This is a genomic window from Glaciimonas sp. GNP009 (genome assembly GCF_054343755.1).
The window spans coordinates 1,017,345-1,032,397 of sequence record NZ_JBTGUV010000004.1; the positions used below are offsets into that span (position 1 = coordinate 1,017,345).

Consider the following 15,053-nt stretch of genomic DNA (forward strand, 5'->3'; position numbering starts at 1 on the left):
ATTTATACCTATTATTTCTTACCGAATTTACCCGATACCATGACAGAACAATTCTCCAAGAAGGCCGAAGCCTGGTCAGCGCGCTTTTCCGAACCGGTTTCCGACCTGGTCAAACGTTACACCGCCTCGGTATTTTTCGATAAGCGTCTGGCAGAAGTCGACATTCAAGGCTCTTTAGCCCATGCCGATATGCTGGCACACCAAAAAATTATCTCTGCCGATGATTATGCCGCGATTCAAAAGGGCATGACACAAATTCAAGAGGAAATAGCTGCCGGCAAGTTTGAATGGCTGCTCGACCTTGAAGATGTCCATTTGAATATTGAAAAGCGACTGACCGAACTGGTCGGCGACGCGGGCAAGCGCTTGCACACCGGACGCTCCCGCAACGATCAGGTCGCCACCGATATTCGCCTCTATTTGCGCGGCGCTATCGATGATATCTGTGGTTTGTTGCGTGATTTGCGCCTGGCATTGCTGACATTGGCAGAACAACATGCCGATACCATTTTGCCGGGCTTTACCCACATGCAGGTCGCGCAACCGATTACTTTCGGCCACCACGTTCTGGCTTATGTAGAAATGTTTGGTCGCGACACTGAGCGTATGCAAGACTGCCGCAAACGTGTTAATCGGTTACCGCTTGGCGCAGCGGCGCTCGCTGGCACTACTTTCCCGATTGACCGTCATCGTGTGGCCGCAACGCTAGGCTTTGACGACGTGTGCCGCAACTCTCTGGATGCGGTCTCGGACCGTGATTTCGCCATTGAGTTTTGCGCTGCTGCTGCGCTGGTGATGACGCACATCTCCCGCATGTCAGAAGAATTGGTCATCTGGATGAGCCCAAGAGTCGGCTTTATCGATATTGCTGACCGATTTTGTACTGGTTCGTCGATCATGCCGCAAAAGAAAAATCCGGACGTTCCAGAACTGGCCCGCGGCAAAACCGGTCGCGTAAATGGACATCTGATCGCTCTATTGACTTTGATGAAAGGCCAGCCGCTGGCCTATAACAAGGATAATCAGGAAGATAAAGAACCATTGTTCGATACCGTCGATACCCTGACAGATACGCTGCGCATCTTCGCTGATATGGCCGGCGGCATCACCGTCAAGCCCGATGCGATGCGTGCCGCTGCGTTGCAAGGTTATGCCACAGCAACGGATTTGGCCGATTACCTGGTCAAAAAGGGCCTGCCGTTCCGCGATGCACACGAAGCGGTCGCCTTGACGGTACGCCATTGCGTCGATCAGGGATACGATTTGAGCGACATGTCATTAGAGCAACTACAAGCATTCTCCAGCTTGATTCAAGCGGACGTGTTTGATGTGTTGACGCTAGAAGGATCAGTCGCAGCACGGGATCATATCGGCGGCACAGCACCTCGCCAGGTACGTTTAGCAATTGCGCATTTGCGTGAGCAATTGGGCTAAAACCTGCCGTAAAGTCCTTTATACTTCTTGCACAGTTGATACGCCCAATTTACGCGTATCAACTTAACGAATGAGTAAAAATACAAAATGAGACGTTGGCTAAACAACATTAGATACACATTAAAAAAATACTAGCAATGCCAAACAACAATAATCGTGACTGAATGGCTAGACCGAATCACCAAAATCGCCAATTTGCTATTCTATTCCGTTAATTAAGCGCCAACTGAATGAATGCATGGCCAAACACGTGATTGGCGTCAAATACGTCCATAACAGCCATTACATTGTTTGCGTGTCATCGCTACAAAAATTAACCCCGGAGAGTTCACCTATGAAACTGAATACTTTTTTAAAAACACTGACCGTGCTGGTACTCGGCGCGACATTGGCACAATCTGCACTAGCCGCTGAAGTCAAACTTGGTTTGGCTGCTGCATTAACAGGTCCGGCAGCAAAATATGGCGTCGCCATCAGAAACGGTTTCACGCTGGCTACAGAAGAAGTCAATGCCAAGGGCGGCGTTAACGGCAATAAACTGCTATTGGTCATAGAAGATGAGCAAGGCAAAAAAGAAGACGCTATCAACGCGTTCAAAAAACTGATTTTCCAAGACAAGGCGTTGCTGGTATTCGGCCCAACTCTGTCCAACTCGGCTTTCGCTGCTGATCCGATCGCCAATGCTGCAAAGGTCGTCGCCTTCGGTACCAGCAATACCGCAGATGGCATCACGGCAATGGGCCCTTTCACATTTCGTAACTCAGTCATGGAAGCCGACGTATTGCCAGTGACAACACGCGCCGCGGTCATGCATTTCGGCATCAAAAAAGTGGCAGTCATTTATGGCAACGACGACGCATTCACCAAAAGTGGTTACGACGTTTTCAAAGCAACCCTGGCCGAGCAAAAAATTCCTGTCACGACGACTGAATCGTATGCCAAAGGCGACGTTGACTTCAAAGCGCAATTAACCAAAATCAAAGCATCGAATCCCGACGCTATTGTTTGCTCTTGCCTGACTGAAGAAGCCGCCAATATCATCTTGCAAACCCGTACACTCGGCATGAAGCAACCGTTCATCGGCGGCAATGGGTTGAACTCTCCAAAGCTTTTTGAAATTGCCAAGGGTGCAGGCGACGGCACTATTATGGGTAGTCCGTGGTCGGCAGAAAATATGACGCCAGCCAACAAAGCATTCATGGCCGCGTACAAAGCTAAATTTGGTACTGAGCCGGATCAATTTGCGGCACAAGCTTACGATGCGCTGTATATCGTCGCGGCGGCACTAAAAAATGTCAAATTGACTGGCGCACTGCCAGCGGACCGCATCGCTTTGCGTGATGCGCTGCCAGCGGTCAAGATCGCAGGCGCAACCGGCAACTTTGCGTTCCGCAAAGCACCGGAAGCCGGTGGCAAAGCTGTCGGCTATGACGCGCAACAGGAAGCAATTGTGAATATTGCTGAAGGTGGAAAATTCGTCCTAATGAAGTGATCCGTTATTGCAGAACCGGTGTGGCAGCGATCAGATTGACATGAAGGTCTGATGAAGATTTATCCGGTTTTGCCATAGCAACAGGAAATAGAATTGGGTCTCAAAGAATCACCGCAATATCGAAGCAATACCAATCAATTGAATTAACGACAGGGCACACCGATAAAGCATCGGCGTGCCTTTCGCTTTAGATTTTAGATTTTAGATTTTAGATTTTAGATTTTAGATTTTAGATTTCCATTTTACTTTGCATTAATTTTGGTTTTTTGGCTGTCCGGTTTATAAAGAGTTTCCCCTATGCTTGAACAACAACTTATTAACGCCCTGTCACTCGGCAGTGTCTATGCGCTGTTTGCGCTCGGTTTCACGCTGGTCTTTGGCGTGCTCGGTGTCATCAATTTGTCGCATGGCGCGATTTTTATGTTGGGTAGCTATGTCGCGTTAATGCTGGTCGAACAGCTCGCGCTACCGCTATGGCTGGCAATGTTATTGGCGATGCTGGCTTCGGGCCTGATCGGCCTGATCGTCGACTATATCGTGCTGCGACCACTGCGCAAACGTAATGCACCCCATTTAGCGCCCATGATTGCGACGATTGGCGTCGCCATTATTCTGACCAATCTGGCGCAAGGCTTATTCGGCGCCGAAAATAAGCGCTTCCCAATGGGGATTATCCCCGAAGACAGTTTTACCTTCGGTAGCGTGCATGTCACTGCGGTGCAAATTGGTATCGTCGTTGTTTCGTTTGTGTTGATGCTGGTTTTACTGGGCGTCATGCGTCGCACTCAGTTGGGACGCGCATTGCGTGCGATTGCCGAATCGCCAAAGGCCGCCTATTTGCTCGGCATCAATGTCGAAGGTTTGTTCTATCTGACCTCATTCGCGGCAGCGGCGCTGGGTGGCGCGGCAGGCGTATTGGTCGGCTTATCGTTCAATGCGATTACACCATTCATGGGCCAACCGATGCTACACAAAGGCATCGCCGTCATCATTTTGGGTGGCATGGGTGATATTCGCGGCGCAATGATCGCTGGCCTGTTTCTCGGATTTGCAGAAGTGTTGACGGTAGCGTACTTATCAAGCGATTTCCGCGATGCAGTCGGATTTGGTTTACTGTTTTTGATCTTGCTCGTCAGGCCGTCAGGCATGTTTGGCAAAGTGTTGGAAAGAAAGGCGTAACAGATGGGATTCATGGAATGGTGGGACGGATTTTGGGCAACCTATAACACCGTCGTCTTCAGCATCGGCGTCAACGCGATGTTGGCCTTATCAATTTACGTCACGCTGTCATGCGGATTACTATCGCTGGCGAACGCCGCGTTCATGGGCATCGGCGCGTATTCTGCGGCCCTGATCAGCATGAACACCGGACTACCATTTCCGGTAGCGCTTGCCGTCGGCGGCGCATTACCAGCGTTGGTAGCACTCATTATTGGCATCCCGACTCTGCGCTTATCTGGCGTTTATCTGGCGATGGCGACTCTCGGCTTCGGCGAAGTGGTGCGAGTCGTCGTGTTAAATATGAATATCACCGGCGGTCCGATGGGGCTCAACGGCATTCCGCCAACCACTGAATGGTGGCATATCGTATTGCTGCTCGGGATTACTTTGTACGTGCTGGCGCGCATCAGACGCTCTAAGATCGGCCGAGCGTTTGAAGCGATTAAAGAAGATGAAATCGCAGCCCGTCTGATGGGCGTCAATGTGGCTGGATACAAGTTGCTTGCGTTTGTCATCGGCGCGACCATCGCCGGTGTGGCGGGTGCCCTGAACGCGCATTACACCTTTACGATCGGACCGGGAAATTATGCTTTTGAAAATGCCGTCGACATCCTCACAATGGCAGTTTTCGGTGGCACTAGCAGTCTGATCGGCCCGACTATCGGCGCAACATTATTGACCTTGTTGCCGGAAGTTCTGCGCCACTTTAAGGACTTCCGATTAGCGGCCAATGGCGTCATTCTAGTGTTGGTGATTTTGTATCTACCAAAAGGCATTTGGGATCCACGCCGGATGCGTCACTTATTCTCTAAACCGGATAAAAAAACCCAGCCGACAGGAAAGGTGAGCTGATGCTTCAACTCAACAATATCAGCAAAAACTTTGGCGGTTTGCAAGTTTTACAAGACGTTAATTTGAACGTTCCGCAAGGCGGCATTTTCGGTTTAATTGGCCCCAATGGCGCAGGAAAAACCACCGTTTTCAATTTAATCACCGGTCTATTGCGTGCTTCCGGTGGTGACATCGCATTTGATGGTCAGGATATCGGTAAAGTAGCACCGCATAAAATCACTGAACGGGGCATCGCCCGCACCTTTCAGAATATCCGCGTGTTCAAGGAAATGACGCTGCTGGAAAACGTCGTCGTCGGCATGCATGATCATATGGATTACGGCTTCGCCGGTTTGCTATTAAATCTGCCTGGCTATCGCAAAACTGAAGCAAAAGCACGTGAAAGAGCGCTGGAATTATTGTCTTGGGTGCGCCTCGATCACAAAGCGCAATTGCTGGCAGATAGCTTGTCATACGGCGAGCAACGCAAGCTGGAATTCGCCCGTGCGCTCGCCACCAAGCCAAAATTATTATTGCTTGATGAACCGGTCGCTGGCATGAATCCCTCCGAAAAAACGGAACTGATGCGAGAGATTCTGAACATCAAGGAACGCGGTTTCAGTATCTTCATGATCGAGCATGACATGCGTTTTGTGATGGGCTTGTGCGACCGAATAGCGGTTCTCAATTTCGGCCGCATCATCGCCGAAGGCACACCGGATCAGATCAAGAATAACCAGGAAGTCATTGAGGCTTATCTGGGCAAGGAAGAAGCAGAATGAAGCCAATCTTAAGTGTTCGGGACCTGGCGGTTTCTTACGGTCATATCGAAGCTGTAAAAGGGATTAATCTCACCCTCAATGAGGGTGAGATTACGGCCCTGGTCGGTGCAAACGGCGCTGGAAAAAGCACTGCCCTATTAGCGATATCGGGCTTGTTAAAACCAACGCGGGGACAGGTATTACTGGAAGACCGCGACCTTACTCGACTATCTCCTCACAAGATCGTCCAAAGTGGCGTGGTGCAAGTGGCAGAAGGCCGCGCCATTTTAACCACGCTCACCATCGCAGAAAACTTGGCTTTAGGTGCCTACACCCGCAACGACAAGACGCAGGTTGCGACAGATCTGGAATGGATTTATTCCCTATTCCCTGTCCTGCAAAAACGCAAAGAAGGTCTCGCTGGCAATCTCTCCGGCGGTGAACAGCAAATGCTGGCCATCGGCCGCGCATTGATGGCAAAGCCCCGCGTGCTGCTACTGGACGAACCTTCGATGGGACTAGCACCGCTGATGATTCAAGAAATTTTCCGCATCGTTAAGGAAATCAACCGCACCGGCCTTACCATCCTGTTGGTGGAACAAAACGTGCGGCAAGCGCTACGCATTGCGCAACGTGGTTACGTGCTGGAAACCGGACAGATTGTATTGGCCGATAGCGGCGTAAATTTGCTGAACAACCCGAAGGTACTAGAAGCGTATTTAGGCGGCTGACCGTCAACGACCAAAACCGCTCGCCCAATGCAAAACGTGACACCTTATCCGTGGATAAGATGTCACGCCATGTTCAACCAAACTCAACCAAACAAGCTAATTACTTCTTCTTTGGCGGAATAAACAAATCCGTAATCGTACCCAGACCCATCTCAGCAGCAAACATCGGGGTCTCAGATAAAGTCGGATGCGCATGAATCGTCAGTGCCAGATCTTCCAGATCGGCTCCCATTTCCATTGCCAGCACCGTCTCGGCCAATAACTCACCAGCATTCACGCCAACAATACCGGCGCCAATAATCCGTTTAGTTTTCGGGTCCCATAACAATTTAGTCATCCCATCATCACGCCCCATCGCCAATGCGCGGCCGCTTGCTGCCCATGGGAAATTGGCTTTTTCGAACGGAATGCCTTTGGCTTTGGCCTCTGTTTCCGTCAACCCCATCCATGCAATTTCTGGATCGGTGTAAGCGACCGATGGAATCGTCATGGCATCAAATGCCACCTTATGACCACCAATGACTTCGGCTGCCACTTTCGCTTCGTTGGTCGCTTTATGCGCCAGCATCGGTTCGCCACACACATCACCGATTGCAAAGATATGGGCCACGTTGGTACGTTGTTGCTTGTCAGCAGGAATATAACCACGGTCGGTGACAATAACGCCCGCTTTTTCGGCGGCAATTTCTTTGCCGTTAGGACGACGGCCGACTGCCACCAGCACCATGTCAAACAATTGTGGTTCTGTTGGCGCGCTGGTGTTACCGTCAGCACCTTCAAACGTAGCGCGCAAACCTTTTGGCAACGCTTCCAGTTTGGTGACTTTGGTTTTTAGATAAATCGCTTCATAGCGTTTTTCGATACGCTTTTGCAGCGGTTTCACAAGGTCACGATCAGCGGCCGGAATCAAACCATCGGCAAACTCAACGACCGTGACTTTGGAACCTAGCGCATCGTATACACAGGCCATTTCCAACCCAATAATACCGCCACCAATGACCAGCAATGTCTTCGGAATTTGACTTAGCTGAAGCGCACCGGTCGAGTCGATCAGGCGTGGGTCATCGTAAGGAAAACCAGGAATTTTGGCAACCGATGATCCCGCTGCAATGATTGCACTTTTAAATGCGACAACTTTTGGACCTTCCGCCGTTTGCACAACGATGGTATTGGCTGAACTGAACTCGCCCTTACCCGTAACAACCTGGACTTTGCGTGCTTTGGACAAACCGCTAAGACCGCCCGTCAGTTTTTTAATGATACTTTCTTTCCAGCCGCGCAATGCATCGATATCGATCTCAGGAGCTGACATCTTGACGCCAAAATGCGCCATTTCTTCTGCTTCAGTAATCACCTTGGCAGCATGCAGCAAAGCCTTTGACGGAATACAACCGACGTTCAGGCAAACACCGCCAAGATCAGCATAGCGCTCAATCAGCACGACTTTTTGACCAAGATCGGCAGCGCGAAAAGCTGCTGTATAACCACCAGGCCCAGCACCCAACACCACGGTATCGCATGCAATATCAGCATTACCGGAGAAGCTAGCAGCCGCAGGCGCACTAGTAGGAGTTGCTGCGGCAGCCGATGCTGCGGCAGCAGGAGCCGCCGTGGCTGGTTCAGCAATCGCGCCACTTGCTTCTACGCTCAAAATGACCGAACCTTCGGCAATTTTTTCGCCGACCTTAACTTTTATCTCCTTGACGACACCGGCGTGGCTCGATGGAATTTCCATACTGGCCTTGTCCGACTCAACCGTAATCAGCGACTGATCAACTTTAACGGTGTCGCCGACTTTAACCAATAATTCAATGATTTCGACTTCCTTGAAGTCGCCGATATCCGGGACCTTGACTTCGACCATACTCATAGGGTTTGCTCCGTTTTATCTTCCCACATAGGGATTGGGTGGTGTCGCTCCGCTGCTTTTATAGCCGAGCATGTTCGCTACTATTGGTCCGTTGCCATAACCCGCAACGTGACGCCTTATGCTATTTTCGTGACATCATCAGGCGGCCTCAGCGGATAACAAACATCATTTATCCGCCCATTTTTCTTGAGTCCCGCATGTTGATCCAGCATCTTGCATTTTTTAAAAGACACGCCGTAGAAGCTTTTTCAAGACCGCTATGGCATCATCAAAAAACTATGAATTCTCAACGGAGCCGCTGAACTTTTATCGAACTCAACGCCAGCCTGTACGCCAATCTCGGCAATTTGGTGAGCGCTGAGATCCTGATCATAGACTGCATACATTCCGCCGAGCGCAAAATTTCGCCCGCTGCCGATACCCCAGAAACGTTCAAAGCTAAACACTTCACGATACGAATAGATGCCGAAAATCCCATGAGGATTAGCGATCAGCGCGGTGATTTGCGATGACTCATACGGATCGTCGTCGTCTTCTTTGGTATTTAAAAAATACTGATCTTTAAGAATCGTATGGATGCTGGAAAACGTTTCAAAAATATCTTCTCTGGTATCCAGCTTGCATCCGTCGCCCATCCCTAGCATCAGCTTTCGCATCACTGGAAAATGGGCCGCAGTACCGGCCAAAGTGATAAAGGAACTGCCGACCTGAAAAATCTTATTGTTGGCTTCATAGGCATGTGACAAGCGGGTATCGCCGAAGGTAACGAGCGAATCCGACGCAATCGCGATCTGGTTATTTTTTTTAACCACAACACAGGTAGTCATGACTATTCTCCGACATATCAACGCGCAGGATGAACGTTTAGTAACAAATACCAGCCCGCACTATTAGACCGCAGGTGACCGGACGATGAGGAAACGTCTCCGCTCCTCACCCCGCTTTTACATCGTCCTAAAAAACCCCAATCCCAGCACAGTAAATGCCTGAAACATACCTTCAATGCGCCAAAATTCGACTGCACTTTACAGCAATGTTTTACGCATATCTGCCAACACTTCGCCTAGATACACGCTAAACCGTGCACCCATCGCACCGTCAACGACACGATGATCGTAAGACAGCGACATAGGCATCATCAGACGCGGCACAAATTGTTTACCATCCCAGACCGGCTTGATGGCCGCCTTGGATAGACCAAGAATCGCCACTTCAGGGGCGTTGATGATCGGCGTAAATGCTGTGCCGCCGATACCACCCAATGAAGAGATGGTGAAGCTGGCACCTTGCATATCGGGGCCTTTTAATTTGCCATCACGGGCCAGCGCCGACAGATCGCCCATTTCCTGCGCGATTTGTGCGATACCTTTTTGATCGGCATTTTTGATAACCGGCACAACCAGACCATTCGGCGTGTCAGCGGCAAAACCGATGTTGTAATATTGTTTCAGAATCAGATTTTCACCGGCGGCATCCAACGATGCATTGAAAGCTGGAAATTTCTTCAGAGCCGCGATGCTGGCCTTGATCACAAACGCCAACATGGTCAATTTAACGGTCGACTTCGATTTCGCGTAAGCCGCGTTAGCGTCTTTGCGGAACTCTTCCAAATCCGTCACATCGGCTTCGTCGAATTGTGTCACATGCGGAATCATGACCCAGTTGCGGTGCAGATTTGGACCACTGATTTTCTTGATACGCGACAACGGCAATAATTCGGTGGTGCCGAATTTGGCGAAGTCAAGCGATGGCCATGGCAACAAATCGAGTCCGACGCCCGTGCCTTTGCCGGCTGCGCCTGATGCGCCGCCCGGATTGGCAACAGCGTTAGCAACAACGCCCTTGACGTAGTTCTGCACGTCTTCTTGCACAATACGTGCCTTCGGACCAGTACCATTCACGCGGCTCAAATCTACACCGAGTTCACGTGCAAATTTACGTACTGATGGAGATGCATGTGGCAATACGCCATTTGCCGCTACTGGAGCGGCAGCGACTGGGGTTGGCGCGGGCGCAGATGCGACTGTCGCCGCTGGTGCGGCCGTAGCGGCCGGTACACTCGCTGGCGCAGATACCGCAGGAGCCGTCCCGCCAGCGGTTTCCACCACCAGAATCAACGTGCCTTGGTTAACTTTGTCGCCGACCTTTATTTTGACTTCCTTAACGACGCCAGCCTGAGTCGAAGGAATCTCCATGCTTGCTTTGTCGGTTTCCAGCGTCGCCAAAGACTGATCGATCGTGATCGTATCGCCGACCTTAACCATTACTTCAATGACTTCAACGTCTTTCACATCGCCGATGTCCGGCACGTTGACCTCTACCAATCCGGCGGGCGCAGCGCTTGCGGCTGGAGCAGCGGCTTGCGCTGGGGCCGGTGCTGCGGCAGCCGGTGCTGCGGCAGCCGGTGCTGCGGCAGCCGATGCTGCGGCAGCCGATGCGGGCGCGGCTGGAGCCGGTGCTGCGCCAGCACCTTCAGCTTCCAATATCAAAATCAGCGTGCCTTCACTGACCTTATCACCCACCTTGATTTTCAATTCTTTTACTACTCCCGCCTGCGTGGACGGAATTTCCATACTGGCTTTATCGGTTTCCAGAGTCGCAAGCGACTGGTCGACCTTGATTGTATCGCCGACCTTTACCATCACCTCAATGACCTCAACGTCTTTGACGTCGCCAATATCAGGGACTTTAATTTCCACCATACTCATCGCTTAGCTCCATTCGTTCTACTCGCTACGCATCGCATCGCCATTCACAAAGGGTGACGACTACGATGCATGCAAGGTGTTTTAGTTTGTCTGGTATTTCCAGAGCGCCTGCAAAAGACAACTCTTAGCAAGGTCAAGGGGGTTGCATGCGTGCCACCGGGACCTTGCTATGACGTTATCGCCCGCAGGCACAACGGAAGTGCTTATTGTGTGACCGGATTAAGCTTTTCTGGATTAATACCATACTTGGTAATGGCTTCAGCGACAACTGCTGGTTTAATCTTGCCTTCATCAGCCAACGCCTTCAAAGCAGAAATCACGACAAAATAGCGATTTACTTCGAAGAACTCACGCAACTTGGCGCGGGTGTCGGAACGACCAAAACCATCAGTACCCAAAACCTTGTAAGTACGACCGTTTGGAACAAACGCCCGCACTTGCTCAGCATAAGTGCGCATATAGTCTGTAGAAACAATGATCGGGCCGCTGGTATCTTGCAGGCACGCAGTGATGTGCGCTACACGTGGTGTATCAGTCGGATGCAACATATTCCAACGCTCAACATCCTGACCATCACGCGCCAACAGGGTGAACGACGGCGCTGACCAGACATCGGCATCAATGCCCCAGTCTTGTTGCAGCAAGGCAGCACCTTCGATGACTTCGCGCAGAATGGTGCCCGAACCCATCAATTGAACGCACTGCTTGTTTTTCTTGCCGCCTTCCTGGAGCAGATACAAACCTTTGATGATGCCCTCTTCACTACCTGGCTTCAAACCAGGATGGCTATAGTTTTCATTCATCAACGTCAGGTAATAAAACACATCTTCCTGATTGGTGACCATGCGACGCAAACCGTCGTGCATGATGACCGCAACTTCATGCGAGAAAGTAGGATCGTAAGGCACGCAGTTTGGAATCGTCGAAGCAATCACATGACTATGTCCATCTTCATGTTGCAAGCCTTCGCCGTTCAAGGTGGTACGCCCAGCAGTACCGCCGATAAGGAAACCACGGGCACGCATATCGCCTGCCGCCCATGCCAGATCGCCGATACGCTGGAAACCAAACATCGAATAGTAGGTGTAGAACGGAATCATGACGCGATTGTTGGTCGAGTACGAAGTCGCCGCAGCGATCCACGAACTCATACCGCCCGCTTCGTTAATGCCTTCTTGCAAAATCTGTCCGGCTTTATCTTCACGGTAGTACATCACCTGATCTTTATCGACCGGTTCATACAACTGACCAACCTGGCTGAAAATACCGATTTGGCGGAACAAACCTTCCATACCGAAGGTGCGGGATTCATCCACCATGATCGGGACGATCCGCTGACCCAAACTAGAATCGCGCAGCAGCGTTGTCAAGATCCGCACATAAGCTTGTGTCGTCGAGATTTCACGGCCTTCTGCGGTCGGTTCTAATACGGCTTTGAACGTTTCCAGCGGCGGTACGATCAACTCTTCATCGGCTTTCATACGGCGCTGCGGCAGAAAGCCGCCGAGCGCTTTGCGGCGCTCATGCAGATAAATCATTTCCGGCGTGTCGTCGGCGGGCTTGAAGAATGGCACATCGGCCAACTGATCGTCGGCGATTGGCAATTGGAAACGGTCGCGCATCGCTTTGATGGCTTCGTCGTCCAGTTTCTTGGTGTTATGCGCCGTGTTGCGCGCTTCGCCAGATTTGCCGAAACCGTAACCCTTAATACTCTTGACCAGCAACACTGTCGGCTGACCTTTATGCTCTTGCGCAACTTTAAACGCAGCATAAATCTTGTGCGGATCGTGACCGCCACGGGTTAGATGCCAGATGTCGTCGTCGGACATTTTGCTGACAAGTTCCAGCAATTTCGGATGTTTACCGAAGAAATTTTTACGCACAAAGGCGCCGTCTTTGGCTTTGTAGTTCTGGTATTCGCCATCGACGGTATCCATCATGACTTGCTGCAAGATACCTTCTTTATCACGTGCCAGCAGATCATCCCAACCAGCACCCCAAATAACTTTGACGACGTTCCAGCCAGCACCGCGGAAATCGGATTCCAGTTCCTGGATGATCTTGCCGTTGCCACGTACCGGACCGTCCAGACGTTGCAGATTGCAGTTGACGACGATCACCAGATTGTCGAGCTTCTCACGACCGGCCATACCGATGGCACCCATCGATTCCGGCTCATCCATTTCACCATCGCCGCAGAATGCCCATACTTTGCGATTGGCGGTGTCTGCAATGCTGCGTGCGTGCAAATATTTTAAAAAGCGCGCTTGATAGATCGCCATCAGCGGACCAAGACCCATTGATACGGTCGGGAACTGCCAGAAATTCGGCATCAGTTTAGGATGCGGATAAGAGGACAAGCCCTTGCCATCGACTTCGCGACGGAAATGCAGCATTTGCTCTTCGGTCAGACGACCTTCAAGAAAAGCGCGAGCATACACACCAGGCGATGAATGGCCTTGGATGTAGAGCAAATCGCCGCCGTGACCTTCAGAAGGTGCGTGCCAAAAATGGTTAAAACCAATACCCAACATGTTTGCCAGCGACGCAAAACTCGACAAATGGCCACCCAGATCGCCGTCCAGACGATTGGCTTTGACCACCATCGCCATAGCGTTCCAACGCATCCATGAGCGCAAGCGCTCTTCAATTTCGAGATTCCCCGGACAATGTTCGCCGAGATGAGCCGGAATAGTATTGACGTAGGCAGTATTGCTGGAAAAAGGTATTTGCGCTCCGCGACGACGCGCCAGATCAAGCATGCGCTCCATCAGGTAGTGCGCGCGTTCAGGCCCTTCAGTTTCAATAACGGCTTCGAGTGCATCTAGCCATTCTTTGGTTTCAATGACATCGGGATCGTTGGTGGCTTGCGCCAAAACCTGGTCGAGCTGGGCTGACATACAGAGTCTCCTTAGTTATTTAAGCGCTTTGCACCGATATCTTTTGGCATCGGATGGAAGGGTGAGGCTTACATCAATACGGTAAAAAATCTCACCTATGAATTGTAAATATAGGCGATGCCGGAATTCTAACAGAGACTTTTTACACTTTCAAATGGTGATACACGTTTTCACAATGCGAAATTATGCGGCATGGCAGCATAATTAAGCTTGACAAATAAACATTCAATCACACCGTGAGATGGCCATCCTGCTAACTTAGGGTTCAACTTGGATAAAAAAGAGAAACAATTCAATGCGGCAATGCAGCAAACTCGCGTATTTCCACCATTTCAGACCAGAAACGCAGTTATAAAAAAACAATAAAAATAACAAATAACAACAACCGATAACAACACCGTATAAAAAACTAATTCATCTTTGGCTTACTATCGCTTTTCTTGGCCCCGATGCGACTTTCCTTCCCCGCCAACAAATTACCGATATTTTTGGCATGCCGATAAACCAGTAATGCGCTCATGACCACGATGGCTAACAAAATGACATCAGGACCTTTCATCAACGTATAAAAAAACGGTGCAAACAAACAGGTGACCAACGCTGCCAGCGACGAGTAACGAAACGCATACGCAATAATCGCCCATGTCACCAATGCACCCAGTCCCAGCAATGGATTGATCCCGATCAGGATACCAAACATGGTCGCTACGCCCTTGCCACCAACAAACCGAAAGAATATAGGCCACAAATGGCCCAAAAACACGGCCAGCGTGACCAATGCAATTCCCCCGTCGTTTATGCCATATTGTGGTCCAAATTTTTGTGTCAACCACACAGCGAGCCAACCTTTAAAACCGTCCCCGAGCAGGGTCACCACTGCCGCCGCTTTATTTCCACTACGCAATACGTTAGTAGCCCCGGGATTTTTTGATCCGTACGTACGCGGATCGCCCAATCCAAATAACTTACTCACCACAACTGCGAACGAAACCGAGCCAATCAAATAAGCGGCAACGACAAATAAAACTATATTCATGCTTTTTCTTTCTTGTGAATTCGTATAAAAGCCAAGCAAAAATGATGTTTACCGATATAGACAACAACC

The 15,053-nt window shown here is 50.4% G+C and carries 11 protein-coding genes; 6 read left to right on the plus strand and 5 right to left on the minus strand.

Going from position 1 to position 15,053, the window contains the following annotated elements; all coding sequences use genetic code 11:
- Nucleotides 1-39 precede the first annotated feature (39 nt).
- From argH to ACXX82_RS05565, 6 genes are all read left to right on the plus strand, one after another.
- Complete coding sequence (gene argH / locus ACXX82_RS05540; protein ID WP_458562575.1) at nt 40-1,434, plus strand: argininosuccinate lyase; 1,395 nt, start codon at nt 40-42, stop codon at nt 1,432-1,434.
- A 334-nt stretch (nt 1,435-1,768) separates the two neighbouring features.
- Nucleotides 1,769-2,926, plus strand: a complete 1,158-nt coding sequence (locus tag ACXX82_RS05545) for an ABC transporter substrate-binding protein (RefSeq protein WP_458562576.1) — start codon at nt 1,769-1,771, stop codon at nt 2,924-2,926.
- 297 nt (nt 2,927-3,223) lie between these two features.
- Complete coding sequence (locus tag ACXX82_RS05550) at nt 3,224-4,105, plus strand: branched-chain amino acid ABC transporter permease (RefSeq protein ID WP_322232571.1); 882 nt, start codon at nt 3,224-3,226, stop codon at nt 4,103-4,105.
- A 3-nt stretch (nt 4,106-4,108) separates the two neighbouring features.
- Nucleotides 4,109-4,999, plus strand: coding sequence for a branched-chain amino acid ABC transporter permease (locus tag ACXX82_RS05555; RefSeq protein ID WP_416186773.1), 891 nt, complete (start codon nt 4,109-4,111; stop codon nt 4,997-4,999).
- Nucleotides 4,999-5,760 carry an ABC transporter ATP-binding protein gene (locus ACXX82_RS05560; protein WP_322232572.1) on the plus strand — a complete coding sequence of 254 codons (762 nt, stop codon included), beginning with the start codon at nt 4,999-5,001 and terminating at the stop codon, nt 5,758-5,760. The genes ACXX82_RS05555 and ACXX82_RS05560 overlap by 1 nt, the downstream gene beginning before the upstream one ends.
- Nucleotides 5,757-6,470, plus strand: coding sequence for an ABC transporter ATP-binding protein (locus ACXX82_RS05565; protein WP_322232573.1), 714 nt, complete (start codon nt 5,757-5,759; stop codon nt 6,468-6,470). Before ACXX82_RS05560 ends, ACXX82_RS05565 begins: the two co-directional genes overlap by 4 nt.
- Nucleotides 6,471-6,570: 100 nt before the next feature.
- Here ACXX82_RS05565 and lpdA read toward each other — a convergent pair whose 3' ends face one another.
- From lpdA to plsY, 5 genes are all read right to left on the minus strand, one after another.
- A complete protein-coding gene (gene lpdA / locus ACXX82_RS05570; protein WP_458562577.1) occupies nt 6,571-8,340 on the minus strand; it encodes a dihydrolipoyl dehydrogenase in 1,770 nt (589 codons plus the stop codon).
- A gap of 257 nt (nt 8,341-8,597) precedes the next feature.
- The gene (locus ACXX82_RS05575; RefSeq protein ID WP_458562578.1) at nt 8,598-9,167 is read right to left on the minus strand and encodes an Ntn hydrolase family protein; all 570 of its coding nucleotides are present in this window, start codon (nt 9,165-9,167) and stop codon (nt 8,598-8,600) included.
- Nucleotides 9,168-9,365: 198 nt separating this feature from the next.
- Entirely contained in the window at nt 9,366-11,048 is a 1,683-nt protein-coding gene (gene aceF / locus ACXX82_RS05580; protein WP_458562579.1) for a dihydrolipoyllysine-residue acetyltransferase, read from the minus strand.
- 203 nt (nt 11,049-11,251) lie between these two features.
- Nucleotides 11,252-13,948 (minus strand): pyruvate dehydrogenase (acetyl-transferring), homodimeric type, encoded by a 2,697-nt coding sequence (aceE, locus tag ACXX82_RS05585; protein WP_323506623.1) that lies wholly within the window; start codon nt 13,946-13,948, stop codon nt 11,252-11,254.
- 409 nt (nt 13,949-14,357) lie between these two features.
- Nucleotides 14,358-14,984: a glycerol-3-phosphate 1-O-acyltransferase PlsY gene (plsY, locus tag ACXX82_RS05590; protein WP_458562580.1), complete on the minus strand. Its 627-nt coding sequence runs from the start codon at nt 14,982-14,984 to the stop codon at nt 14,358-14,360.
- Nucleotides 14,985-15,053: the final 69 nt, after the last annotated feature.

Excerpts from the sequence above, each read along its gene's own strand:
- argH (WP_458562575.1), top strand. The coding sequence starts at position 40 with ATGACAGAACAATTCTCCAAGAAGGCCGAAGCCTGGTCAGCGCGCTTT.
- ACXX82_RS05545 (WP_458562576.1), top strand. The coding sequence starts at position 1,769 with ATGAAACTGAATACTTTTTTAAAAACACTGACCGTGCTGGTACTCGGC.
- ACXX82_RS05550 (WP_322232571.1), top strand. The coding sequence starts at position 3,224 with ATGCTTGAACAACAACTTATTAACGCCCTGTCACTCGGCAGTGTCTAT.
- ACXX82_RS05555 (WP_416186773.1), top strand. The coding sequence starts at position 4,109 with ATGGGATTCATGGAATGGTGGGACGGATTTTGGGCAACCTATAACACC.
- ACXX82_RS05560 (WP_322232572.1), top strand. The coding sequence starts at position 4,999 with ATGCTTCAACTCAACAATATCAGCAAAAACTTTGGCGGTTTGCAAGTT.
- ACXX82_RS05565 (WP_322232573.1), top strand. The coding sequence starts at position 5,757 with ATGAAGCCAATCTTAAGTGTTCGGGACCTGGCGGTTTCTTACGGTCAT.
- lpdA (WP_458562577.1), bottom strand. The coding sequence starts at position 8,340 with ATGAGTATGGTCGAAGTCAAGGTCCCGGATATCGGCGACTTCAAGGAA.
- ACXX82_RS05575 (WP_458562578.1), bottom strand. The coding sequence starts at position 9,167 with ATGACTACCTGTGTTGTGGTTAAAAAAAATAACCAGATCGCGATTGCG.
- aceF (WP_458562579.1), bottom strand. The coding sequence starts at position 11,048 with ATGAGTATGGTGGAAATTAAAGTCCCTGATATTGGCGACGTCAAAGAC.
- aceE (WP_323506623.1), bottom strand. The coding sequence starts at position 13,948 with ATGTCAGCCCAGCTCGACCAGGTTTTGGCGCAAGCCACCAACGATCCC.
- plsY (WP_458562580.1), bottom strand. The coding sequence starts at position 14,984 with ATGAATATAGTTTTATTTGTCGTTGCCGCTTATTTGATTGGCTCGGTT.